The sequence below is a fragment of the Enterobacter cloacae complex sp. ECNIH7 genome (genome assembly GCF_002208095.1).
Classification (GTDB): Bacteria; Pseudomonadota; Gammaproteobacteria; order Enterobacterales; family Enterobacteriaceae; genus Enterobacter; species Enterobacter cloacae_M.
In genome coordinates this window covers 4,900,292-4,925,088 of the sequence record NZ_CP017990.1, presented here as the reverse complement: position 1 = coordinate 4,925,088, position 24,797 = coordinate 4,900,292, and the positions used below count along the sequence as shown (strand labels likewise).

The following is a 24,797-nucleotide window of genomic DNA, read 5'->3' as shown; positions in this document are numbered from 1 at the left end:
CCGGGCTTTTTTATTACGCTTTCTTACCGCCGTACTGGCTAAACCACGCCAGCATTCTCTGCCAGCCATCTTTGGCTGATTCTGCGTGATAGCTCGGACGATAATCGGCATTAAACGCGTGCCCGGCATCCGGGTACACCACAATCTCCGCCTTCGCATTTGCCGCGCGGAGCGCATGGCGCATGGTCTCTACCGAATCCAGCGAAATGCCGGTGTCCTGACCGCCGTAAAGCCCTAACACGGGGGCATTTAACTCGGTGGCGATATCGACGGGATGTTTTGGTGAATTCAGCGTTTTTTCACCCACCAGTTTGCCGTACCAGGCGACAGCGGCTTTGAGCTGCGGGTTATGCGCGGCATACAGCCAGCTAATGCGTCCGCCCCAGCAGAAACCGGTGACCAGAAGACGATGCGGATCGCCGCCGTTGCGCGCCGCCCAGCTGGCGACGTGATCGAGATCGGCCAGCACCTGCGCGTCCGGGACTTTGCTCACCAGGTTGCTGAGCAGCGTGGGAATATCGCTGTAGTCGTTCGGATCGCCCTGACGGAAGTAGAGCTCTGGCGCAACGGCCAAATACCCTTCCAGCGCCAGCCGGCGGCAGAGATCGCGAATGTGTTCGTGAACACCGAAAATTTCCTGTACCACGATCACGATGGGCAGCGGGCCGTCCGCCGATTTTGGTCGTGCGTGGTAAGCAGGCATGTTCTCTCCCTGCGTGGGAATAGAGGTCTCGCCCGCGGTAATTGCCGCTTCTGGCGTCGACACGATGGTTGAAGCATGTGGGGCCGCAGCAGGTGCAAAACCGGTTTTTTCAGTCATGGCATTCTCCGTACCAATGAGTTAGCGCAAAGGTAAATATAGACACCAGGTTAACAACTCACAGTGCCTTAAACGGTCTATCTTTTGTGCAGCACCTGGCGATATAACTTGTTAATGTGATGTAAATCACTTTTTTATGGAAATTCAATGTAATCATTTTCATTCATGGTGAGGTATGTCACGAAAATATGCTTACTGCTTCTGTAAAGTACCGTTTTACTTCTTCTGACTAACCGACCCACAGAGGAGTCACCTATGTCTAAGTCTGATGTTTTTCATCTCGGCCTCACCAAAAACGATTTACAAGGGGCTACGCTCGCTATCGTCCCTGGCGATCCTGAGCGTGTGGAAAAGATCGCCGCGCTGATGGATAAGCCGGTCAAGCTGGCTGCCCATCGTGAGTTCACCACCTGGCGCGCAGAGCTGGATGGCAAAGCGGTGATCGTGTGCTCTACCGGTATCGGTGGTCCGTCTACGTCTATTGCTGTTGAAGAGCTGGCACAGCTGGGCATCCGTACTTTCCTGCGTATCGGCACCACCGGCGCTATCCAGCCGCACATCAACGTGGGTGACGTGCTGGTCACGACCGCGTCCGTTCGTCTGGACGGCGCAAGCCTGCACTTTGCACCGATGGAATTCCCGGCAGTGGCTGATTTCGAATGCACCACCGCGCTGGTTGAAGCCGCAAAATCCGTAGGCGCAACCACTCACGTGGGCGTAACCGCCTCTTCCGACACCTTCTACCCGGGTCAGGAACGTTACGACACCTTCTCAGGCCGCGTGGTAAGCCGTTTCAAAGGCTCAATGGAAGAGTGGCAGTCAATGGGCGTGATGAACTACGAAATGGAATCCGCAACGCTGCTGACCATGTGCGCAAGCCAGGGTCTGCGTGCCGGTATGGTGGCGGGCGTTATCGTCAACCGCACCCAGCAGGAGATCCCGAACGCCGAAACCATGAAGCAGACCGAAAGTCATGCGGTGAAAATCGTGGTGGAAGCCGCGCGTCGCCTGATCTAATCCTCTCTTCTGAAATCAAAGGCCGACGCGTTCGGCCTTTATTTTTTGCGTAGCGCCTCGCAGGAAAACCCTTTCAAACTGGACGTTTATACAGCACAATTCTATTTTGTGCGGGTAATACGTTGATGCAGGGGGCATTGTGGATATCTCGATCCTGATTTACGCGGTAATTGCGGTGGCGGGCGTGGCGATAGGCTGGCTCATTTCCAGCTATCAGCATGCACAGCAGAAGGCCGACCAGCTGGCAGAGCGCGAAGAGATAGTCGCTGAATTAAGTGCGGCAAAGCAGCAGCTTGCGCTGAGTGACCACTGGCGAGAGGAGTGCGAGCTGCTTAACAACGAGCTGCGCAACCTGCGAGATATCAACACCTCGCTGGAGGCCGATCTCCGCGAAGTCACTACCCGTCTTGAATCCACCCAGCTGCATGCGGAAGACAAAATCCGCCAGATGATCAACAGCGAGCAGCGCCTCAGCGAACAGTTTGAGAACCTCGCCAACCGGATTTTTGAGCACAGCAACCGCCGCGTTGACGAACAGAACCGCCAGAGCCTGAACAGCCTGCTGACGCCGCTGCGCGAACAGCTGGACGGTTTTCGCCGTCAGGTGCAGGACAGCTTTGGTCAGGAAGCCCGCGAGCGACACACGCTGGCGCATGAGATTCGCAATCTTCAGCAGCTGAATGCGCAAATGGCGCAGGAAGCGGTCAATCTGACCCGCGCGCTGAAAGGGGATAACAAAACCCAGGGCAACTGGGGAGAAGTGGTGCTGACCCGCGTGCTGGAGGCCTCTGGACTGCGGGAAGGATATGAATACGAAACGCAGGTGAGTATCGAAAACGACGCCCGCTCGCGAATGCAGCCGGATGTGATCGTGCGGCTGCCGCAGGGTAAAGATGTGGTGATTGACGCCAAAATGACGCTGGTGGCGTATGAACGCTACTTTAATGCGGACGATGATTACACGCGCGAGTCTGCGCTGCAGGAGCACATTGCCTCCGTGCGTAATCATATTCGCCTGCTTGGCAGAAAAGACTACCAGCAGCTGCCGGGTCTGCGCTCGCTGGACTATGTCCTGATGTTCATCCCGGTAGAACCCGCGTTCCTGCTGGCGCTCGACAGACAGCCCGAGCTTATCACCGAAGCGCTCAAAAATAACATTATGCTGGTCAGCCCCACCACGCTGCTGGTGGCGTTACGCACCATTGCGAACCTATGGCGCTATGAGCACCAGAGCCGCAACGCTCAGCAGATTGCCGATCGTGCCAGCAAGCTTTACGACAAAATGCGCCTCTTCGTGGACGACATGTCTTCAGTCGGGCAGAGCCTGGATCGTGCGCAGGATAACTACCGCCAGGCGATGAAAAAACTCGCCTCCGGACGTGGCAATCTGCTGGCACAGGCCGAATCATTCCGTAGCCTGGGGGTTGAGGTTAAACGCGAGATTAATCCGGAATTGGTCGAACAGGCCACCGCCCAGGACGACGAGTTTCGCCTGCGAGAAGGTGCGGACGAACAAAATACAAACAGTGAAGACAATACGTTAGCGGCGGATTTATCACCAGACGAGACTCCGGCGCGTTTCTTTCGCGGTGGTTGAAACGTAGGGCAAACGCGCCCAATCTGTTACACTTCACGAACATTTTACTGATAAGCAGGCTCTGAGATGGCTGACGATTCACAAGACACAACGCACTTTGGCTTTCAGACTGTTGCCAAAGCGCAGAAAGCTGACATGGTGGCCCACGTATTTCATTCCGTGGCGGCGAAGTACGATGTGATGAATGACCTGATGTCGTTTGGCATTCATCGCTTGTGGAAGCGCTTCACCATTGACTGTAGCGGCGTACGCCGTGGACAAACGGTGCTGGATTTAGCCGGTGGTACGGGCGATTTAACCGCGAAGTTCTCCCGTCTGGTGGGCGAAACCGGTCGCGTTGTTCTCGCCGATATTAATGACTCCATGCTGAAAATGGGACGCGAAAAGCTGCGTAACATCGGCGTGGTGGGGAATGTGGAGTATGTGCAGGCAAACGCCGAAGCGCTGCCATTCCCGGACAATACCTTTGATTGCATCACGATCTCTTTCGGTCTGCGTAACGTGACTGATAAAGAAAAAGCGCTGCGCTCTATGTACCGCGTGCTGAAGCCGGGTGGACGTCTGCTGGTGCTCGAGTTCTCTAAACCGATCATTGAGCCGCTGAGCAAAGCCTACGACGCCTATTCCTTCCACGTGCTGCCGCGTATTGGTGAGCTGGTGGCTAACGACGCTGAAAGCTACCGCTATCTGGCGGAGTCTATCCGTATGCACCCGGATCAGGACACATTAAAAGCCATGATGCAGGACGCGGAATTTGAGAACGTTGAATATTTCAACCTGACGGCGGGTGTCGTCGCGCTGCATCGCGGTTACAAATTCTGAGTGGAGGTGTCCCGTGCCCTTTAAACCCTTAGTCTCCGCAGGCGTCGAGAATGTGCTGAACGCTTTTCTGTATCGCGCTCCGGCGCTGAAAGCTGCACGTCAGCGGCTAAACGGGAAGGTATTACGCATTGTTTTAAAAGAGTTATCGACGCCGCTTGTGCTGGTATTCAGCGAACGTCAACTTGACGTTCTGGGGGCGTGGGAAGGTGAGGCCGACTGCTCGGTCATCACGCACATGAGCGTGCTGCCAAAACTGCGCGATCGCCAGCAATTAACGGCGCTTATCCGCAGCGGTGAGCTGGAAGTGGAGGGCGACATTCAGGTCGTGCAGAACTTCGTTGCGCTCACCGACCTGGCGGAGTTCGATCCGGCAGAGCTACTCGCGCCTTTTATCGGCGACATTGCCGCCGAAGGCATCGGGAAAGTTCTTCATGGCGGCGCCTCCTTTGCGCGTAAAAGCCTCCAGCGCCAGCAACGCTATGCGGCGGAAGTGCTGACTGAGGAGTGGCGAATGGCGCCCGGGCCACTGGAAGTTGCATGGTTTTCGGAAGAGACCGCTGCTGTTGAACGTGCGGTTGATGCGTTAACCAAACGGCTGGAAAAACTGGAGGGCAAATGACGCCTGGTGAAATTCGGCGCCTCTATTTTATTATTCGCACCTTTTTGAGCTACGGGCTCGACGAGCTTATCCCCAAAATGCGTATCACGCTGCCGCTTCGTATCTGGCGGCGGATGCTCTTCTGGATGCCCAATCGCCATAAAGGTCAACCGCTGGGTGAGCGTCTGCGCCTGGCGCTGCAGGAACTCGGTCCGGTTTGGATTAAATTCGGGCAGATGCTGTCGACCCGCCGCGATCTCTTCCCGCCTCTGATTGCCGATGAGCTTGCGATGCTGCAGGATCGCGTCGCACCGTTTGACGGCGCGCGCGCGAAAAAGCAAATTGAAGAGGCGATGGGAAATGTACCCGTCGAGACCTGGTTTGACGATTTCGACATTAACCCACTGGCATCGGCTTCTATTGCGCAGGTGCATACCGCGCGTCTGAAAGAAAACGGCAAAGAAGTCGTTATTAAGGTCATTCGTCCGGACATCCTGCCAGTCATCAAAGCGGACATGAAGCTGATTTATCGTCTGGCGCGCTGGGTGCCACGCCTGCTGCCGGACGGGCGTCGCCTTCGTCCACTGGAAGTGGTGCGGGAATATGAAAAAACGCTGATTGATGAGCTTAACCTGCTGCGCGAATCGGCAAACGCCATTCAGCTGCGTCGCAACTTTGAAAACAGCCCGATGCTCTATGTACCTGAAGTCTATTCTGACTACTGCAGCCAGAATATGATGGTGATGGAGCGTATCTACGGTATTCCGGTTTCGGATGTGGTGGCCCTGGAGAAACAGGGAACAAACATGAAGCTCCTGGCCGAACGTGGCGTACAGGTCTTCTTTACCCAGGTGTTCCGCGACAGCTTTTTCCATGCGGACATGCATCCGGGCAATATCTTCGTAAGCTACGAGCATCCTGAGGATCCGAAGTATATCGGTATCGACTGCGGGATTGTGGGGTCGCTGAACAAAGAAGATAAACGGTATCTGGCTGAGAACTTCATCGCGTTCTTCAACCGCGACTACCGTAAGGTGGCCGAGCTGCACGTTGATTCCGGCTGGGTGCCGCCGGATACCAACGTCGAAGAGTTTGAGTTCGCGATCCGGACCGTTTGCGAACCGATTTTTGAGAAACCGCTGGCGGAAATCTCCTTCGGGCACGTGCTGTTGAACCTGTTTAACACGGCTCGCCGCTTTAATATGGAAGTTCAGCCACAGCTAGTTTTACTTCAGAAAACATTACTTTACGTTGAGGGTGTAGGCCGACAGCTCTATCCTCAGTTAGACTTGTGGAAGACCGCGAAACCTTTCCTTGAATCCTGGATTAAGGATCAGGTTGGCATTCCGGCGCTGGTGCGCTCGCTGAAGGAGAAAGGTCCGTTCTGGATAGAAAAAATGCCTGAAATTCCTGAACTGGTTTATGACAGTTTGCGTCAGAGCAAGAACCTTCAGCACAGCATGGATAAAATCGCCCGCGAGCTTCAGTCCAGCCGTGTTCGCCAGGGACAGTCACGCTATCTCTTTGGGATTGGCGCAACGCTGCTACTGAGCGGTACGCTGTTGCTGATCAACCGTCCGGACTGGCAGATGATGCCCGCCTGGCTGATGGCTGGCGGGGTGGTAGTCTGGCTAGCAGGCTGGCGAAAAACGCGCTGAGCGTGCGTCGCTATCGACGGGTCGCATACGTATAATGCGACCTGACTCATTAATCATCTATCCCTGAGGAACATGTATGGGTGGTATCAGTATCTGGCAATTAGTCATTATTGCCGTCATCGTCGTGCTGCTGTTTGGCACCAAAAAGCTCGGTTCTATTGGTTCCGATCTGGGCGCGTCTATCAAAGGCTTCAAGAAAGCGATGAGCGATGATGAGAGCAAGCAGGATAAAACCAGCCAGGACGCTGACTTTACTGCTAAATCCATCGCCGACAAGCAAGAAGAAGCCAAAAAGGAAGACGCTAAACGCCACGATAAAGAGCAGGTGTAAGTCGTGTTCGACATTGGTTTTAGTGAGCTCCTGCTGGTCTTTGTGATTGGCCTGATTGTGCTGGGGCCGCAGCGTCTGCCGGTGGCAGTGAAAACCGTTGCGGGCTGGGTTCGTGCGCTGAGATCGCTGGCATCGACCGTTCAGAATGAACTGGCACAGGAGCTTAAGCTGCAGGAATTTCAGGAAAGCCTGAAAAAGGTCGAGAAGGCGAGCATGGATAACCTGACGCCGGAACTGAAAGCGTCAATGGATGAGCTGCGCGAAGCGGCGGAATCGATGAAGCGCTCCTATAGCGTTAACGATCCTGAAAAAGCGAGCGATGAAGCGAACACCATCCATAACCCGGTGGTTAAGGGCAGCGAGGAGCAGCGCGAAGGCGTAACGCCTGCCAGTGCTGAACATCAGGCTGCCGCACCAGAACAGACGCCGCACGAAACCGAATTGAAAAAACAGGCGCAGCCAGAAGAGCCAGTGGCAAAAGCGGCGGAAGTGAAGCCCGCTGCGTCCGTTTCCGAATCATCCCCCTCGTCGAGTGATAAAGCGTAAACATGGCAGTAGATGATACTCAACCGCTGATTACGCACCTCATTGAGCTGCGTAAGCGCCTGTTAAACTGCATTATTGCGGTTTTGCTCATATTCCTGTGCCTGGTCTATTTTGCCAACGATATCTATCAGGTGGTCTCTGCGCCGCTGATTAAGCAGATGCCGCTGGGCGCAACGATGATTGCAACAGACGTTGCTTCTCCGTTCTTTACCCCCATCAAGCTGACCTTTTGGGTGTCGTTGATTGCCTCTGCACCGGTCATTCTTTACCAGGTGTGGGCGTTTGTGGCGCCAGCGCTGTATAAGCATGAACGTAAGCTGGTGATCCCGCTGCTGGTGTCCAGCTCGCTGCTGTTCTATATCGGCATGGCGTTTGCCTATTTCGTCGTCTTCCCGCTGGCCTTCGGCTTCCTGACGCATACCGCTCCGGAAGGGGTCCAGGTGTCGACGGATATCGCCAGCTACCTCAGCTTTGTGATGGCGCTGTTTATGGCGTTTGGCGTGGCATTCGAAGTGCCGGTGGCCATTGTGCTGCTCTGCTGGGTAGGAGTAACGACCCCGGATGACCTGCGTAAGAAGCGTCCATATATTCTGGTGGGCGCCTTCGTGGTCGGCATGCTGCTGACACCGCCGGATGTTTTCTCGCAGACGCTGCTGGCCATACCGATGTACTGCTTGTTTGAGGTCGGCGTCTTCTTCTCACGGTTCTACGTGGGTAAAGGGCGTCGAGCGGATGACGAAGACGATACGTCCGACAAGACCACTGAAGAGTAAAATCAGCCGCCCGTCAGGGCGGTTGTTATATAGGGATTTCCATGTTTGATATCGGATTCAACCTGACCAGCTCGCAGTTTGCGAAAGATCGTGATGAGGTGGTTGCGCGCGCGTTTGCCGCCGGGGTGAAAGGACTGCTGCTGACGGGCACCAACCTGCATGAGAGCGAGCAGGCGCAGCAGCTGGCTCAAGGCTACGATCGCTGTTGGTCTACCGCTGGTGTGCATCCTCACGACAGCAGCCAGTGGACCGCAGATAGCAGCGAAACCCTGTACAGTCTCGCGAAAATGCCAGAAGTGGTGGCGATCGGCGAATGCGGTCTCGATTTCAACCGTAATTTTTCCACGCCTGAAGAGCAGGAAAAGGCGTTTACTGCCCAGCTTGCGCTCGCAGCAGAGCTTGAAATGCCCGTGTTTATGCACTGCCGCGACGCGCATGAGCGTTTCCTGGCACTTCTGGATCCGTGGCTGGAGAAACTGCCCGGCGCGGTACTGCACTGCTTCACCGGTTCACGGCAGGAAGCGCTGGATTGCCTGAGGCGAGGGCTTTATCTGGGTATTACCGGCTGGGTTTGCGATGAGCGCCGCGGGCTTGAACTTCGTGAGCTGTTGCCAGTAATCCCGGCTGACCGGCTGCTCCTCGAAACCGATGCGCCTTATCTGCTACCGCGCGATATGAAACCCAAACCTGCATCGCGGCGGAATGAGCCCGCGTATCTGGGGCACATTGTTGAGAGCGTCGCGAAGTGGCGCGGAGAGGATCCGCACTGGCTTTCGGCGCAGACGGATGACAACGTGCGTAATCTGTTCGGAATAAACGTTTAAAGCTTGCGGAAGTCGGTGTTTTTAACGCTCTGCAGCACCTGCTTGTTCAGCAGATTGAGCAACAGCATAGAGCGCGCTTCCCCGTCCGGCTCGGCAAAAATCGCCTGCAGGCCTTCGAAAGCGCCTTCGGTAATCACGACGCTATCGCCCGTGTAAGGGGTTTCGGGGTCGGTGATCCCCTCAGGCTGTTGATAAATCGACAGCTGATGAATGACCGTCGACGGAACCGTTGCCGGATGGGCACCAAAACGAACGAAGTGGCTGACGCCGCGCGTTGCGCTGATGGTGGTGGTATGGATGACTTCCGGGTCGAACTCCACAAACAAGTAGTTCGGGAACAGCGGCTCACTGACGGTTGTGCGCTTCCCGCGCTGCATTTTTTCAAGCGTGATCACGGGTGTCAGGCAATTGACAGACTGACGTTCAAGATGTTCCTGCGCGCGCTGAAGTTGCCCGCGTTTGCAATACAGTAAATACCAGGCCTGCATAATCACTCTTTCCCTTAGTTCGGGGCGCAAGCATATCAAAACCCTGGCGGGATCGCTAAGTTGATTATAATGGGGGAAAATGGAACAGAACGCATAAGTTCACGCTTATTTAACAAAATTACAGCATCAAGCAGGCTTACGCCGTATAATGAAGCGCTTACAGAGGGGCCATGATTAACTGCATGAAATACCACGATCTCCGCGACTTCCTGACGCTGCTGGAAAAGCAGGGTGAACTCAAACGTATTACACTTCCTGTCGATCCTTATCTGGAAATGACAGAAATTGCTGACCGCACCCTGCGTGCCGGTGGCCCCGCATTACTGTTTGAAAATCCCAAAGGTTACTCCATGCCGGTGCTGTGCAACCTGTTTGGTACACCGCGTCGCGTCGCACTGGGAATGGGGCAGGAAGACGTCTCTGCGCTGCGTGAAGTCGGTAAACTGCTGGCGTTTCTGAAAGAGCCGGAGCCTCCGAAGGGCTTCCGCGATCTGTTCGACAAGCTGCCGCAGTTTAAGCAGGTGCTGAACATGCCCACCAAGCGCCTGCGCGGCGCGCCGTGCCAGCAGAAAGTGCTGGAAGGCGATGCGGTTGATCTGACCAAAATCCCTATTATGCAGTGCTGGCCTGAAGATGCCGCTCCGCTGATCACCTGGGGGCTGACCGTTACGCGCGGCCCGCACAAAGAGCGGCAAAACCTCGGTATTTACCGCCAGCAGTTGATTGGCAAGAATAAACTCATCATGCGCTGGCTGTCGCATCGCGGCGGCGCGCTGGATTTCCAGGAGTGGTGCGCTGCGCATCCGGGGGAGCGTTTCCCGGTGTCTGTCGCCTTAGGCGCCGATCCGGCCACCATTCTGGGAGCCGTCACGCCCGTGCCGGATACGCTCTCTGAATATGCGTTTGCAGGCCTGCTGCGCGGAACGAAAACCGAAGTCGTGAAGTGTATCTCTAACGATCTCGAAGTTCCGGCCAGTGCGGAAATTGTGCTGGAGGGTTACCTCGAGCAGGGTGAAATGGCGCCAGAAGGCCCCTACGGCGACCACACCGGCTATTACAACGAAGTGGATAACTTCCCGGTGTTTACCGTGACGCACATTACGCAGCGTGAAGATGCGATTTATCACTCCACGTATACCGGACGTCCACCGGATGAACCGGCGGTGCTGGGCGTGGCGCTGAATGAAGTGTTTGTGCCGATCCTGCAAAAGCAGTTCCCGGAAATTGTTGATTTTTATCTGCCGCCTGAAGGATGCTCGTACCGCATGGCGGTGGTCACGATGAAGAAGCAGTATCCTGGTCACGCTAAACGCGTGATGATGGGCGTATGGTCTTTCCTGCGCCAGTTTATGTATACCAAATTTGTTATTGTCTGCGATGATGACGTTAACGCCCGCGACTGGAATGACGTAATCTGGGCCATTACCACGCGAATGGACCCGGCGCGCGATACGGTGTTAGTCGAAAACACGCCGATAGATTACCTGGATTTTGCCTCGCCGGTTTCCGGTCTTGGCTCAAAGATGGGACTGGATGCCACAAATAAATGGCCTGGCGAAACCGACCGTGAATGGGGTCGCCCGATCAAAAAAGATCCTGCCGTGACCGCGCGAATTGACGCGATCTGGGACGAGCTGGCCATAATGAATAACGGTAAACCCTGAGCTAACCGTTAAGCCCTATAGACTTCCCGACAGAGAGAGCGAATGACAACCTTAAGCTGTAAAGTGACCTCGGTAGATGCCATCACCGACACCGTATATCGCGTCCGTTTAGTGCCTGAAGCGCCATTCTCTTTCCGCGCGGGTCAGTACCTGATGGTCGTGATGGATGAGCGTGATAAGCGTCCTTTCTCTATGGCCTCAACGCCAGCGGAGCAGGAATTTATTGAGCTTCATATTGGTGCGTCAGAGCTTAACCTGTATGCGATGGCGGTGATGGATCGGATCCTGAAGGAACGTGAAATCGTGGTGGATATTCCGCACGGCGATGCGTGGCTGCGCGATGACGAAGACCGTCCGCTGATCCTGATCGCTGGCGGTACGGGCTTCTCTTATGTGCGCTCTATTCTGTTGACCGCACTGGCGCGTAACCCGGACCGTGACATCACCATTTACTGGGGTGGCCGCGAAGAGAAACATCTGTACGACCTGTCAGAGCTGGAAGCGCTGAGCGTAACCCATCCTAACCTGCGCATTGAGCCGGTGGTTGAGCAGCCGGAAGAGGGCTGGCGTGGTCGTAGCGGGACGGTGTTGACGGCGGTGCTGCAGGATCACGGCACGCTGGCAGGGCACGATATCTACATTGCTGGCCGTTTTGAGATGGCGAAAATTGCCCGCGACCTGTTCTGCAACGAACGTGACGCGCGTGAAGACCGCCTGTTTGGCGATGCGTTTGCCTTCATTTAAATAAAAAACCCGCCCCTGACAGGCGGGAAGAACGGCAACTAAACTCTTTCTCTTCGCCAATGACGCCATAACTGCGTTGGCTGCGTTCGTTCTGACGTCATTGGCTTTGAGATACTTTTCCTGATTTACACTCTCTCAAACACCGTCGCGATACCCTGACCCAGCCCGATACACATCGTTGCCAGACCAAACTGGGCATCTTTGCGTTCCATCAGGTTGATAAGCGTCGTGCTGATACGCGCTCCGGAGCAGCCCAGCGGGTGACCGAGGGCGATCGCGCCGCCGTTGAGGTTAATCTTCTCGTCGATCTGCTCCATCAGCCCCAGATCTTTAATGCACGGCAGGATCTGCGCGGCGAACGCTTCGTTCATTTCAAACAGGTCTATGTCGCTGGCGGCTAATCCCGCTTTTTTCAGCGCCAGCTTCGAGGCCGGAACCGGGCCGTAACCCATGATTGAAGGATCGCAGCCCACGACCGCCATCGAACGTACCCGAGCGCGAGGCGTTAAGCCCAGCTCGCGGGCGCGGCTTTCGCTCATCACCAGCATCGCGGCGGCGCCGTCGGACAACGCCGACGAGGTCCCTGCCGTGACCGTACCGGTGACCGGATCAAACGCAGGGCGCAGGGTAGAAAGCGCTTCGACGGTGGTTTCCGGGCGGATGACTTCGTCGTAGCTGAACTGCTTCAGAACGCCGTCTGCATCGTGGCCGCCGGTCGGGATGATCTCGTTCTTAAAGGCACCAGACTGCGTGGCGGCCCATGCGCGAGCGTGAGAGCGCGCGGCAAAGGCATCCTGCATTTCACGGCTAATGCCGTGCAGACGAGAGAGCATCTCGGCGGTCAGGCCCATCATCCCCGCGGCTTTCGCCACGTTACGGCTCATGCCAGGATGAAAATCGACCCCGTGGCTCATCGGCACGTGGCCCATGTGCTCGACGCCGCCCACCAGGCAAGCCTGAGCATCGCCGGTCATGATCATGCGGGCAGCGTCGTGCAGCGCCTGCATTGATGAACCGCACAGGCGGTTAACGGTGACGGCCGGAACCGAATGCGGGATCTCCGCCAGCAGCGACGCGTTGCGGGCGATGTTGAAGCCCTGCTCCAGGGTCTGCTGCACGCAGCCCCAGTAGATATCGTCCAGCGCAGCCGGATCCAGCGCCGGGTTACGCGCCAGCAGGCTACGCATCAGGTGCGCGGAGAGGTCTTCCGCACGCACGTTACGGAACGCGCCGCCTTTTGAACGGCCCATCGGGGTGCGAATCGCATCAACAATGACAACCTTTTCCATTGTGACTCCTTAAGCCGTTTTCAGCTCGCCAACCGGACGGGCTGGCTCAACTGCTGGATAGTAGGGTTCGTTATGGCGCGCTTTGTTACGCAGCCCTTCCGGCACCTCATAAAGCGGGCCGAGGTGCTGATACTGCTGAGCCATATCGAGATAGCGGGCGCTGCCGAGCGTGTCCAGCCAGCGGAACGCGCCGCCGTGGAACGGAGGGAAGCCCAGGCCGTATACCAGCGCCATATCCGCTTCCGCCGGGCTGGCGATAATGCCTTCTTCGAGGCAACGCACCACTTCGTTAATCATTGGAATCATCATGCGGGCGATGATCTCATCGTCGGTGAAGTCGCGTTTTGGCTGGCTAACGTCGGCCAGCAGACCATCCACCACGGCATCTTCTTCTTTCTTCGGTTTGCCTTTGCTGTCTTCTTTATAGCGCCAGAAGCCTAGGCCGTTTTTCTGGCCGAAGCGGTTAGCGTCGAACAGAGCGTCAATGGCGTCGCGATAATCTTTCTGCATGCGCTGCGGGAAGCCTGCCGCCATCACCGCCTGAGCGTGGTGGGCGGTATCAATGCCGACCACGTCCAGCAGATACGCCGGGCCCATCGGCCAGCCGAACTGTTTCTCCATCACTTTGTCGATTTTGCGGAAGTCCGCACCGTCGCGCAGCAGCTGGCTGAAGCCGGCGAAGTAAGGGAACAGCACGCGGTTGACGAAGAAGCCCGGGCAGTCGTTAACAACGATCGGCGTTTTGCCCATCTTGCTTGCCCATGCCACCACTTTAGCGATGGTTTCGTCAGAGGTTTTTTCCCCACGGATCACTTCGACCAGCGGCATTCGGTGTACCGGATTGAAGAAGTGCATCCCGCAGAAGTTTTCCGGACGCTTTAGCACGCTCGCCAGTTCGCTGATTGGAATGGTGGAGGTGTTTGAAGCCAGCACGGTCTCAGGACGAACTTTGTCTTCCGTTTCTGCCAGCACCGCTTTTTTGACTTTCGGGTTCTCAACAACCGCTTCAACGACGACGTCCACGCGGTCGAAACCGCTGTATTCCAGCACGGGCTGAATGGTGGAGATCACACCTGCAAGCTTCAGCCCGTCAATTTTTCCGCGCTCCAGCTGTTTATTCAGGAGCTTGGCCGCTTCGGTCATGCCCAGCGTCAGGGATTTCTCGCTGATGTCTTTCATCACTACCGGCACGCCTTTCCAGGCCGACTGGTAAGCGATGCCGCCACCCATAATGCCCGCGCCGAGTACCGCCGCATGTTTTGGCGTCTCAACGTTTTTGGTCAGCTGCCTGGCTTTACCCTTCACGAACTGATCGTTGAGGAAGATACCGACCAGCGCGCGAGCTTCATTGGTGTGCGCCAGAGGGACAAAGCTCTGATTTTCGAGCTTCAGCGCTTCATCGCGTCCGAGACGAGCAGCTGCTTCAATGGTTTTCACCGCCGCGATCGGTGCCGGGTAGTGTTTACCCGCCGTCTGCATCACCATGCCTTTGGCGATGGTGAAGCTCATGGTGGCTTCAATCTTGCTGAGTTTTAACGGTTCCAGCTTCGGCTGGCGTTTGGCTTTCCAGTCGAGATCGCCGTTAATGGCCTGACGCAGAATGGCGAGCGCACCTTCAACCAGTTTCTCTGGCTTCACGACGCCGTCGACCAGGCCGATTTTCTGAGCCTGTTCTGCGCCGACATCTTTACCTGCGGCAATGATCTCAAGGGCGCTGTCGGCACCCAGCATGCGCGGCATACGCACGGAGCCGCCAAAGCCCGGCATGATGCCCAGCTTGGTTTCCGGCAGGCCGATGCGCAGGTCCGGCGTCGCCAGACGGTAGTCGGTCGCGAGTACGCATTCGCAGCCGCCGCCCAGCGCGTAGCCGTTAACGGCGGAAATAGTCGGGACAGGCAGATCTTCCAGACGATTAAAGACGCTGTTGGCAAAGTGCAGCCACTGGCTCAGCTGTTCTTCCGGGACCAGGAACAGCGAAAGAAACTCGGTGATATCGGCACCGACAATAAAGGCCGCTTTGTTCGAACGCAGCAGCAGCCCTTTTAATTCAGGTTGTTTTTCAAGAACATCCAGCGCCTGGCCAAGACTGGCCACCGTCGCGGTATCAAGCTTGTTCACTGAGCCGGGGGCATCGAACACCAGTTCGGCAATGCCATCTTCCAGCCAGTTGAGGTACAGGGTGTCGCCTTTGTAGAGCATGTCAGTCTCCTGAATCCAGCAATTGGATCTGGTCATACCAGATGAATCGGAGTGTGGGATTTATGTTAATAAAATGCAAATTACTCATTAAGAAAATGCTGCATTGATCACGGTCGGTGGAAATCACGCAGCCGGAGTGAGGTGTGCTAAGATGCGATGACTTGAGGTCAAAAAAACGAAAGGAAGAATGATGGACTCACTGGCTTCGCTTTATAAAAATCATATCGTTACCCTACAGGAACGTACCCGCGATGTACTGGCCCGCTTCAAGCTGGATGCGCTGCTGATCCACTCCGGCGAGCTGATGAATACCTTTCTGGATGACCACGCTTATCCGTTTAAGGTGAACCCGCAGTTCAAAGCCTGGGTGCCGGTGACTCAGGTTCCAAATTGCTGGCTGCTGGTAGACGGCGTGAACAAGCCGAAACTGTGGTTCTACCTGCCGGTCGATTACTGGCACAACGTAGAACCGCTGCCGACCTCTTTCTGGACGGAAGAGATTGATGTGATTGCACTGCCGAAAGCGGACGGTATTGGTAGCCAGCTGCCTGCCGCGCGAGGCAACATCGGCTACATTGGCCCTGTTCCGGAGCGCGCGCTGGGTCTGGATATTCCGGCAGACAAACTCAATCCGAAAGGCGTGCTGGATTACCTGCACTATTACCGCGCCTATAAAACCGACTACGAACTTTACTGCATGCGTGAAGCGCAAAAAACGGCGGTGAATGGCCACCGTGCCGCGCACGAAGCGTTCCAGTCGGGGATGAGCGAGTTCGACATCAATCAGGCCTATCTGACCGCGACGGGCCACCGTGATACCGACGTGCCGTACAGCAATATCGTCGCGCTGAACGAGCACGCGTCCGTGCTTCATTACACCAAACTGGATCACCATGTTCCGTCGGAGATGCGCAGCTTCCTGCTTGACGCAGGCGCCGAGTACAACGGTTACGCGGCCGACCTGACCCGTACCTGGGCGGCGAATGCGGATACCGATTTCGCGCAGCTGATTAAAGACGTAAACGATGAACAGCTGGCGCTGATTGCCACCATGAAGGCGGGAACCAGCTATGTGGATTACCACATCCAGTTCCATCAGCGCATCGCAAAACTGCTGCGTAAACATCAGATTGTGAAAGATATGAGCGAAGAAGCGATGGTCGAGAACGATCTGACCGGGCCATTCATGCCGCACGGTATCGGCCATCCGCTGGGCCTGCAGGTTCACGACGTTGCGGGCTTTATGCAGGATGACACCGGCACGCACCTGGCGGCACCGTCTAAATATCCTTACCTGCGCTGCACCCGTATTCTGGAGCCGCGTATGGTGCTGACGATTGAACCGGGGATCTACTTTATCGAATCCCTGCTGGCGCCGTGGCGTGAAGGCCAGTTCAGCAAACACTTCAACTGGGAAAAAATTGACGCGCTGAAGCCGTTTGGCGGTATTCGCATCGAAGATAACGTGGTGGTTCACGAAAACGGTATCGAGAATATGACGCGAGACCTGAAGCTGGCCTGATGGAAAGCTGGCTGATACCGGCTGAACCGGTCACCTTTGTTGAGGAAATCAAGAAAAGCCGCTTTATTACGCTGCTGGCGCATACCGACGGCGTAGAGGCGGCAAAGGCGTTTGTCGAATCCGTTCGGGCTGAACATCCTGACGCGCGTCACCACTGTGTGGCGTGGGTGGCAGGGCCGCCGGATGATTCACAACAGCTGGGGTTTTCCGACGACGGTGAACCGGCGGGCACGGCCGGTAAACCCATGCTTTCGCAGCTGATGGGCAGCGGCGTGGGTGAAATTACCGCCGTGGTGGTGCGCTACTACGGCGGCATCCTGTTAGGCACGGGTGGGCTGGTAAAAGCCTATGGCGGCGGAGTTCAGCAGGCACTGAATATGCTCACAACTATCCGCAAAACGCCGCTCACCGAATATACTTTGTTGTGCGATTACGCTCAGCTATCGGGCATTGAAACGCTGCTCAAACAGTTTAACGGCGTCATCGCGCACAGTGAATATCAGGCAATGGTGAAATTACGCGTGGCGCTTCCTCAGGCGGAGCTGGCTGCTTTTTCAGCAAAACTGGCTGATTTTAGTCGTGGTTCGTTGCAATTGCTGCCGATTGAAGAATAATCCCCACCTCACTTTTTTGAATACCAAAGGAAGCGGCAGAGATGCATTTTCGTGCCATAACCCGAATCGTTGGACTGCTGGTCATACTCTTTTCCGGGACGATGATTCTCCCAGGACTGGTGGCGCTTATCTACCGGGACGGCGCGGGGCGGGCATTTACCCAGACCTTCTTTGTCGCGCTGGCGATCGGCTCGCTGCTGTGGTGGCCAAACCGTCGTCAGAAAGGTGAACTGAAATCTCGCGAAGGATTTCTGATTGTGGTCCTGTTCTGGACGGTGCTGGGGAGCGTCGGTTCGCTGCCCTTTATCTTCTCTGAACAGCCTAACCTGAGCATTACGGATGCCTTTTTTGAATCGTTCTCCGGTTTAACAACCACCGGGGCGACGACGCTGGTGGGGCTGGATTCACTCCCGCACGCCATTCTCTTTTATCGCCAGATGCTGCAGTGGTTCGGGGGGATGGGGATCATCGTCCTGGCAGTGGCTATTCTCCCTATTCTGGGCGTTGGCGGCATGCAGCTCTATCGCGCTGAAATGCCCGGGCCGCTGAAAGATAACAAGATGCGCCCGCGTATTGCCGAGACGGCGAAAACCCTCTGGCTTATCTATGTCTTACTGACGGTGGCCTGTGCGCTGGCGCTATGGTTTGCCGGGATGCCCGCTTTCGACGCCATCGGACACAGCTTTGCGACGATCGCTATCGGCGGGTTCTCCACCCACGATGCCAGCGTCGGCTACTTCGACAGTCCAACGATTAACACCATTATTGCCATTTTCCTGCTGATTTCAGGCTGTAACTACGGTCTGCACTTCTCTTTACTGAGCGGGCGCAGCCTGAAGGTGTACTGGCGTGACCCGGAGTTCCGTATGTTTATTGGCGTCCAGCTTACGCTGGTAATCATCTGTACCCTGGTGCTGTGGTTCCATGATGTCTACAACTCCGCGCTGACCACGCTAAATCAGGCGTTCTTCCAGGTGGTATCGATGGCGACGACCGCCGGGTTTACCACGGACAGTATCGCGCGCTGGCCGCTGTTCCTGCCGGTGCTGCTGTTATGCTCGGCATTTATCGGGGGCTGTGCGGGTTCTACGGGCGGCGGCCTGAAGGTAATTCGTATTCTGCTGCTGTTTAAGCAGGGCAACCGTGAGCTGAAGCGCCTGGTCCACCCGAACGCGGTTTACAGCATTAAGCTGGGGAACCGCGCGCTGCCGGAACGTATCCTCGAAGCGGTGTGGGGGTTCTTCTCGGCGTATGCGCTGGTCTTTATCGTCAGTATGCTGGCTATTATTGCGACGGGGGTGGATGATTTCTCCGCCTTTGCGTCCGTCGTAGCAACATTGAATAACCTCGGGCCCGGCCTGGGCGTTGTGGCGGATAACTTTGCCAGCATGAACCCGGTCGCGAAATGGATCCTCATCGCCAATATGCTGTTTGGTCGTCTTGAGGTCTTTACGCTGCTGGTGCTGTTCACCCCTACATTCTGGCGCGAGTAAGGAGCCATTGATGAAAACATTGATTCTTTTCTCTACGCGAGACGGACAAACGCGTGAGATTGCCGCTTATCTGGCGTCGGAATTAAAAGAGCTGGGTATTTACTCTGATGTGGTGAACCTGAACCGTGCGGAGCAGATAGCCTGGCAGGATTACGATCGCGTGGTAATTGGCGCGTCAATTCGTTACGGGCATTTCCATCCGGCGCTGGATCGCTTTGTGAAAAAGCACACGGCGGTGCTCAACAAATTGCCCGGTGCCTTTTACTCGGTCAATCTTGTCGCACGTAAAGCCGAGAAGCGTACGCCTCAGACCAACAGCTACACGCGCAAGTTTTTACTCAGCTCGCCGTGGCAGCCTGACCTGTGCGCCGTCTTTGCCGGCGCGCTGCGCTACCCTCGCTACCGCTGGTATGACCGCTTTATGATCCGCCTGATTATGAAGATGACGGGGGGGGAAACCGATACGCGTAAAGAAGTGGTTTATACCGACTGGTCGCAGGTGGCCAGTTTTGCGCGAGAAATCGCACATTTAACGGTCGATTCGCGACATAAATAAGCGTTAAGTTTGAAAAGTGAGCGAACGAAAAGTTTTTTGTATTTTGTGCTTGTCACGTCGGAATAACTCCCTATAATGCGCCTCCACTGACACGGAACAATGGCACACACGCCGCCGGGTCAGCAGAGAAAAGCGAAATTAATCGCTTGACTCTGAAGCGGGAAAGCGTAATATGCACACCCCGCGCCGCAGCGAAAAGCGAAGCGGCACTGCTCTTTAACAATTTATCAGACAATCTGTGTGGGCACTCAAAGTGACATGGATTCTTAACGTCCTAGGACGAAAAATGAATACCAAGTCTCTGAGTGAACATACGTAATTCATTACGAAGTTTAATTCACGAGCATCAAACTTAAATTGAAGAGTTTGATCATGGCTCAGATTGAACGCTGGCGGCAGGCCTAACACATGCAAGTCGAGCGGCAGCGGAAAGTAGCTTGCTACTTTGCCGGCGAGCGGCGGACGGGTGAGTAATGTCTGGGAAACTGCCTGATGGAGGGGGATAACTACTGGAAACGGTAGCTAATACCGCATAACGTCGCAAGACCAAAGAGGGGGACCTTCGGGCCTCTTGCCATCAGATGTGCCCAGATGGGATTAGCTAGTAGGTGGGGTAACGGCTCACCTAGGCGACGATCCCTAGCTGGTCTGAGAGGATGACCAGCCACACTGGAACTGAGACACGGTCCAGACTCCTACGGGAGGCAGCAGTGGGGAATATTGCACAATGGGCGCAAGCCTGATGCAGCCATGCCGCGTGTATGAAGAAGGCCTTCGGGTTGTAAAGTACTTTCAGCGGGGAGGAAGGTGCTGAGGTTAATAACCTCAGCAATTGACGTTACCCGCAGAAGAAGCACCGGCTAACTCCGTGCCAGCAGCCGCGGTAATACGGAGGGTGCAAGCGTTAATCGGAATTACTGGGCGTAAAGCGCACGCAGGCGGTCTGTCAAGTCGGATGTGAAATCCCCGGGCTCAACCTGGGAACTGCATTCGAAACTGGCAGGCTAGAGTCTTGTAGAGGGGGGTAGAATTCCAGGTGTAGCGGTGAAATGCGTAGAGATCTGGAGGAATACCGGTGGCGAAGGCGGCCCCCTGGACAAAGACTGACGCTCAGGTGCGAAAGCGTGGGGAGCAAACAGGATTAGATACCCTGGTAGTCCACGCCGTAAACGATGTCGACTTGGAGGTTGTGCCCTTGAGGCGTGGCTTCCGGAGCTAACGCGTTAAGTCGACCGCCTGGGGAGTACGGCCGCAAGGTTAAAACTCAAATGAATTGACGGGGGCCCGCACAAGCGGTGGAGCATGTGGTTTAATTCGATGCAACGCGAAGAACCTTACCTACTCTTGACATCCAGAGAACTTAGCAGAGATGCTTTGGTGCCTTCGGGAACTCTGAGACAGGTGCTGCATGGCTGTCGTCAGCTCGTGTTGTGAAATGTTGGGTTAAGTCCCGCAACGAGCGCAACCCTTATCCTTTGTTGCCAGCGGTTAGGCCGGGAACTCAAAGGAGACTGCCAGTGATAAACTGGAGGAAGGTGGGGATGACGTCAAGTCATCATGGCCCTTACGAGTAGGGCTACACACGTGCTACAATGGCGCATACAAAGAGAAGCGACCTCGCGAGAGCAAGCGGACCTCATAAAGTGCGTCGTAGTCCGGATTGGAGTCTGCAACTCGACTCCATGAAGTCGGAATCGCTAGTAATCGTAGATCAGAATGCTACGGTGAATACGTTCCCGGGCCTTGTACACACCGCCCGTCACACCATGGGAGTGGGTTGCAAAAGAAGTAGGTAGCTTAACCTTCGGGAGGGCGCTTACCACTTTGTGATTCATGACTGGGGTGAAGTCGTAACAAGGTAACCGTAGGGGAACCTGCGGTTGGATCACCTCCTTACCTTAAAGAACCTGCCTTTGCAGTGCTCACACAGATTGTCTGATGAAAAACAGCAGTAAAAATCTCTGCAGGCTTGTAGCTCAGGTGGTTAGAGCGCACCCCTGATAAGGGTGAGGTCGGTGGTTCAAGTCCACTCAGGCCTACCAAACTCCTTTTAAAGGATGAGCGGTACAGAGATTATAAACGATGGGGCTATAGCTCAGCTGGGAGAGCGCCTGCTTTGCACGCAGGAGGTCTGCGGTTCGATCCCGCATAGCTCCACCATCTTTTACTGCGAACACAAGAAAACTTCAGAGTGAACCTGAAAAGGTGCACTGCGAAGTTTTGCTCTTTAAAAATCTGGATCAAGCTGAAAATTGAAACGACACATCTTAAGTGGTGTGTTCGAGTCTCTCAAATTTTCGCAATCAGAAGTGAAACATCTTCGGGTTGTGAGGTTAAGCGACTAAGCGTACACGGTGGATGCCCTGGCAGTCAGAGGCGATGAAGGACGTGCTAATCTGCGAAAAGCGCCGGCGAGGTGATATGAACCTTTGACCCGGCGATGTCCGAATGGGGAAACCCAGTGCAATTCGTTGCACTATCGTTAACTGAATACATAGGTTAACGAGGCGAACCGGGGGAACTGAAACATCTAAGTACCCCGAGGAAAAGAAATCAACCGAGATTCCCCCAGTAGCGGCGAGCGAACGGGGAGCAGCCCAGAGTCTGAATCAGCTTGTGTGTTAGTGGAAGCGTCTGGAAAGTCGCACGGTACAGGGTGACAGTCCCGTACACGAAAGCACACAGGCTGTGAACTCGAAGAGTAGGGCGGGACACGTGGTATCCTGTCTGAATATGGGGGGACCATCCTCCAAGGCTAAATACTCCTGACTGACCGATAGTGAACCAGTACCGTGAGGGAAAGGCGAAAAGAACCCCGGCGAGGGGAGTGAAAAAGAACCTGAAACCGTGTACGTACAAGCAGTGGGAGCACCTTCGTGGTGTGACTGCGTACCTTTTGTATAATGGGTCAGCGACTTATATTCTGTAGCAAGGTTAACCGTATAGGGGAGCCGAAGGGAAACCGAGTCTTAACTGGGCGTTAAGTTGCAGGGTATAGACCCGAAACCCGGTGATCTAGCCATGGGCAGGTTGAAGGTTGGGTAACACTAACTGGAGGACCGAACCGACTAATGTTGAAAAATTAGCGGATGACTTGTGGCTGGGGGTGAAAGGCCAATCAAACCGGGAGATAGCTGGTTCTCCCCGAAAGCTATTTAGGTAGCGCCTCGTGAACTCATCTTCGGGGGTAGAGCACTGTTTCGGCTAGGGGGCCATCCCGGCTTACCAACCCGATGCAAACTACGAATACCGAAGAATGTTATCACGGGAGACACACGGCGGGTGCTAACGTCCGTCGTGAAGAGGGAAACAACCCAGACCGCCAGCTAAGGTCCCAAAGTCATGGTTAAGTGGGAAACGATGTGGGAAGGCACAGACAGCCAGGATGTTGGCTTAGAAGCAGCCATCATTTAAAGAAAGCGTAATAGCTCACTGGTCGAGTCGGCCTGCGCGGAAGATGTAACGGGGCTAAACCATGCACCGAAGCTGCGGCAGCGACGCTTATGCGTTGTTGGGTAGGGGAGCGTTCTGTAAGCCGTTGAAGGTGTGCTGTGAGGCATGCTGGAGGTATCAGAAGTGCGAATGCTGACATAAGTAACGATAAAGCGGGTGAAAAGCCCGCTCGCCGGAAGACCAAGGGTTCCTGTCCAACGTTAATCGGGGCAGGGTGAGTCGACCCCTAAGGCGAGGCCGAAAGGCGTAGTCGATGGGAAACAGGTTAATATTCCTGTACTTGGTGTTACTGCGAAGGGGGGACGGAGAAGGCTATGTTAGCCGGGCGACGGTTGTCCCGGTTTAAGCATGTAGGCGGAGGTTCCAGGTAAATCCGGTACCTTTTAACGCTGAGGTGTGATGACGAGGCACTACGGTGCTGAAGTAACAAATGCCCTGCTTCCAGGAAAAGCCTCTAAGCATCAGGTAACACGAAATCGTACCCCAAACCGACACAGGTGGTCAGGTAGAGAATACCAAGGCGCTTGAGAGAACTCGGGTGAAGGAACTAGGCAAAATGGTGCCGTAACTTCGGGAGAAGGCACGCTGATATGTAGGTGAAGCCCCTGCGGGTGGAGCTGAAATCAGTCGAAGATACCAGCTGGCTGCAACTGTTTATTAAAAACACAGCACTGTGCAAACACGAAAGTGGACGTATACGGTGTGACGCCTGCCCGGTGCCGGAAGGTTAATTGATGGGGTTAGCGGCAACGCGAAGCTCTTGATCGAAGCCCCGGTAAACGGCGGCCGTAACTATAACGGTCCTAAGGTAGCGAAATTCCTTGTCGGGTAAGTTCCGACCTGCACGAATGGCGTAATGATGGCCAGGCTGTCTCCACCCGAGACTCAGTGAAATTGAACTCGCTGTGAAGATGCAGTGTACCCGCGGCAAGACGGAAAGACCCCGTGAACCTTTACTATAGCTTGACACTGAACACTGGTCCTTGATGTGTAGGATAGGTGGGAGGCTTTGAAGCGTGGACGCCAGTCTGCGTGGAGCCGTCCTTGAAATACCACCCTTTAATGGCTGGTGTTCTAACGTAGACCCGTAATCCGGGTTGCGGACAGTGTCTGGTGGGTAGTTTGACTGGGGCGGTCTCCTCCCAAAGAGTAACGGAGGAGCACGAAGGTTAGCTAATCCTGGTCGGACATCAGGAGGTTAGTGCAATGGCATAAGCTAGCTTGACTGCGAGAGTGACGGCTCGAGCAGGTGCGAAAGCAGGTCATAGTGATCCGGTGGTTCTGAATGGAAGGGCCATCGCTCAACGGATAAAAGGTACTCCGGGGATAACAGGCTGATACCGCCCAAGAGTTCATATCGACGGCGGTGTTTGGCACCTCGATGTCGGCTCATCACATCCTGGGGCTGAAGTAGGTCCCAAGGGTATGGCTGTTCGCCATTTAAAGTGGTACGCGAGCTGGGTTTAGAACGTCGTGAGACAGTTCGGTCCCTATCTGCCGTGGGCGCTGGAGAATTGAGGGGGGCTGCTCCTAGTACGAGAGGACCGGAGTGGACGCATCACTGGTGTTCGGGTTGTCATGCCAATGGCACTGCCCGGTAGCTAAATGCGGAAAAGATAAGTGCTGAAAGCATCTAAGCACGAAACTTGCCCCGAGATGAGTTCTCCCTGACCCTTTAAGGGTCCTGAAGGAACGTTGAAGACGACGACGTTGATAGGTCGGGTGTGTAAGCGCAGCGATGCGTTGAGCTAACCGATACTAATGAACCGTGAGGCTTAACCTTACAACG

The 24,797-nt window shown here is 55.2% G+C and carries 19 protein-coding genes, 2 tRNA genes and 2 rRNA genes; 19 read left to right on the top strand and 4 right to left on the bottom strand.

Translation table 11 applies throughout. From position 1 onward, the window contains the following. Window positions 1-13 precede the first annotated feature (13 nt). A complete protein-coding gene (locus tag WM95_RS24575; RefSeq protein ID WP_023309614.1) occupies window positions 14-820 on the bottom strand; it encodes a dienelactone hydrolase family protein in 807 nt (268 codons plus the stop codon). Window positions 821-1,075: 255 nt separating this feature from the next. Between WM95_RS24575 and udp the strand changes: the two genes are divergently transcribed. The 9 genes from udp (at window position 1,076) to tatD (ending at window position 8,986) form a co-directional block, all read left to right on the top strand. Next, complete coding sequence (udp, locus tag WM95_RS24570) at window positions 1,076-1,837, top strand: uridine phosphorylase (protein WP_003860792.1); 762 nt, start codon at window positions 1,076-1,078, stop codon at window positions 1,835-1,837. Window positions 1,838-1,976: 139 nt separating this feature from the next. Further along, on the top strand, window positions 1,977-3,434 hold the full coding sequence (gene rmuC, locus WM95_RS24565; protein WP_063408168.1) for a DNA recombination protein RmuC: 1,458 nt from the start codon (window positions 1,977-1,979) through the stop codon (window positions 3,432-3,434). 66 nt (window positions 3,435-3,500) lie between these two features. Continuing rightward, window positions 3,501-4,256 carry a bifunctional demethylmenaquinone methyltransferase/2-methoxy-6-polyprenyl-1,4-benzoquinol methylase UbiE gene (gene ubiE / locus WM95_RS24560; protein WP_023309612.1) on the top strand — a complete coding sequence of 252 codons (756 nt, stop codon included), beginning with the start codon at window positions 3,501-3,503 and terminating at the stop codon, window positions 4,254-4,256. 13 nt (window positions 4,257-4,269) lie between these two features. Next, complete coding sequence (gene ubiJ, locus WM95_RS24555; RefSeq protein ID WP_047743387.1) at window positions 4,270-4,875, top strand: ubiquinone biosynthesis protein UbiJ; 606 nt, start codon at window positions 4,270-4,272, stop codon at window positions 4,873-4,875. Next, complete coding sequence (gene ubiB / locus WM95_RS24550; RefSeq protein ID WP_023309610.1) at window positions 4,872-6,512, top strand: ubiquinone biosynthesis regulatory protein kinase UbiB; 1,641 nt, start codon at window positions 4,872-4,874, stop codon at window positions 6,510-6,512. Before ubiJ ends, ubiB begins: the two co-directional genes overlap by 4 nt. A gap of 76 nt (window positions 6,513-6,588) precedes the next feature. After that, complete coding sequence (gene tatA, locus WM95_RS24545) at window positions 6,589-6,843, top strand: Sec-independent protein translocase subunit TatA (RefSeq protein ID WP_023309609.1); 255 nt, start codon at window positions 6,589-6,591, stop codon at window positions 6,841-6,843. 3 nt (window positions 6,844-6,846) lie between these two features. Further along, the gene (gene tatB / locus WM95_RS24540) at window positions 6,847-7,389 is read left to right on the top strand and encodes a Sec-independent protein translocase protein TatB (RefSeq protein WP_023309608.1); all 543 of its coding nucleotides are present in this window, start codon (window positions 6,847-6,849) and stop codon (window positions 7,387-7,389) included. Window positions 7,390-7,391: 2 nt separating this feature from the next. After that, window positions 7,392-8,162, top strand: a complete 771-nt coding sequence (gene tatC, locus WM95_RS24535; RefSeq protein WP_023309607.1) for a Sec-independent protein translocase subunit TatC — start codon at window positions 7,392-7,394, stop codon at window positions 8,160-8,162. 41 nt (window positions 8,163-8,203) lie between these two features. Beyond that, on the top strand, window positions 8,204-8,986 hold the full coding sequence (tatD, locus tag WM95_RS24530; RefSeq protein ID WP_063408167.1) for a 3'-5' ssDNA/RNA exonuclease TatD: 783 nt from the start codon (window positions 8,204-8,206) through the stop codon (window positions 8,984-8,986). Here the strand turns inward: tatD and rfaH are convergent. After that, window positions 8,983-9,474, bottom strand: coding sequence for a transcription/translation regulatory transformer protein RfaH (gene rfaH, locus WM95_RS24525; RefSeq protein ID WP_023309605.1), 492 nt, complete (start codon window positions 9,472-9,474; stop codon window positions 8,983-8,985). The genes tatD and rfaH overlap by 4 nt on opposite strands. A gap of 173 nt (window positions 9,475-9,647) precedes the next feature. Here rfaH and ubiD point away from each other — a divergent pair, with 173 nt between their 5' ends. Together ubiD and fre are read left to right on the top strand one after the other, a co-directional pair. Beyond that, entirely contained in the window at window positions 9,648-11,138 is a 1,491-nt protein-coding gene (ubiD, locus tag WM95_RS24520) for a 4-hydroxy-3-polyprenylbenzoate decarboxylase (RefSeq protein WP_161496003.1), read from the top strand. Window positions 11,139-11,180: 42 nt separating this feature from the next. Further along, entirely contained in the window at window positions 11,181-11,882 is a 702-nt protein-coding gene (gene fre, locus WM95_RS24515; protein ID WP_008501516.1) for an NAD(P)H-flavin reductase, read from the top strand. 125 nt (window positions 11,883-12,007) lie between these two features. On the opposite strand, the gene fadA is transcribed toward fre, so the two are convergent. Then, complete coding sequence (gene fadA / locus WM95_RS24510; protein ID WP_063408166.1) at window positions 12,008-13,171, bottom strand: acetyl-CoA C-acyltransferase FadA; 1,164 nt, start codon at window positions 13,169-13,171, stop codon at window positions 12,008-12,010. Between the two features lie 9 nt (window positions 13,172-13,180). Further along, the gene (gene fadB / locus WM95_RS24505; protein ID WP_063408165.1) at window positions 13,181-15,370 is read right to left on the bottom strand and encodes a fatty acid oxidation complex subunit alpha FadB; all 2,190 of its coding nucleotides are present in this window, start codon (window positions 15,368-15,370) and stop codon (window positions 13,181-13,183) included. A gap of 190 nt (window positions 15,371-15,560) precedes the next feature. Here fadB and pepQ point away from each other — a divergent pair, with 190 nt between their 5' ends. The 8 genes from pepQ (at window position 15,561) to WM95_RS24455 (ending at window position 24,791) form a co-directional block, all read left to right on the top strand. Beyond that, entirely contained in the window at window positions 15,561-16,892 is a 1,332-nt protein-coding gene (pepQ, locus tag WM95_RS24495; protein ID WP_032662849.1) for a Xaa-Pro dipeptidase, read from the top strand. Beyond that, window positions 16,892-17,506 carry an IMPACT family protein gene (locus tag WM95_RS24490; protein WP_023309601.1) on the top strand — a complete coding sequence of 205 codons (615 nt, stop codon included), beginning with the start codon at window positions 16,892-16,894 and terminating at the stop codon, window positions 17,504-17,506. Before pepQ ends, WM95_RS24490 begins: the two co-directional genes overlap by 1 nt. Window positions 17,507-17,547: 41 nt before the next feature. Further along, on the top strand, window positions 17,548-18,999 hold the full coding sequence (gene trkH, locus WM95_RS24485; RefSeq protein WP_023309600.1) for a Trk system potassium transporter TrkH: 1,452 nt from the start codon (window positions 17,548-17,550) through the stop codon (window positions 18,997-18,999). A 10-nt stretch (window positions 19,000-19,009) separates the two neighbouring features. Beyond that, window positions 19,010-19,555, top strand: a complete 546-nt coding sequence (hemG, locus tag WM95_RS24480; RefSeq protein WP_063408164.1) for a menaquinone-dependent protoporphyrinogen IX dehydrogenase — start codon at window positions 19,010-19,012, stop codon at window positions 19,553-19,555. A gap of 354 nt (window positions 19,556-19,909) precedes the next feature. Continuing rightward, window positions 19,910-21,451 (top strand): 16S ribosomal RNA (locus WM95_RS24470). A 69-nt stretch (window positions 21,452-21,520) separates the two neighbouring features. After that, a tRNA-Ile gene (locus WM95_RS24465) sits at window positions 21,521-21,597 on the top strand. A 42-nt stretch (window positions 21,598-21,639) separates the two neighbouring features. After that, a tRNA-Ala gene (locus tag WM95_RS24460) sits at window positions 21,640-21,715 on the top strand. A gap of 171 nt (window positions 21,716-21,886) precedes the next feature. Further along, window positions 21,887-24,791, top strand: a 23S ribosomal RNA gene (locus WM95_RS24455). Together the 16S and 23S rRNA genes with 2 tRNA genes alongside form the textbook arrangement of a ribosomal RNA operon. The last annotated feature ends 6 nt before the right edge of the window (window positions 24,792-24,797 follow it).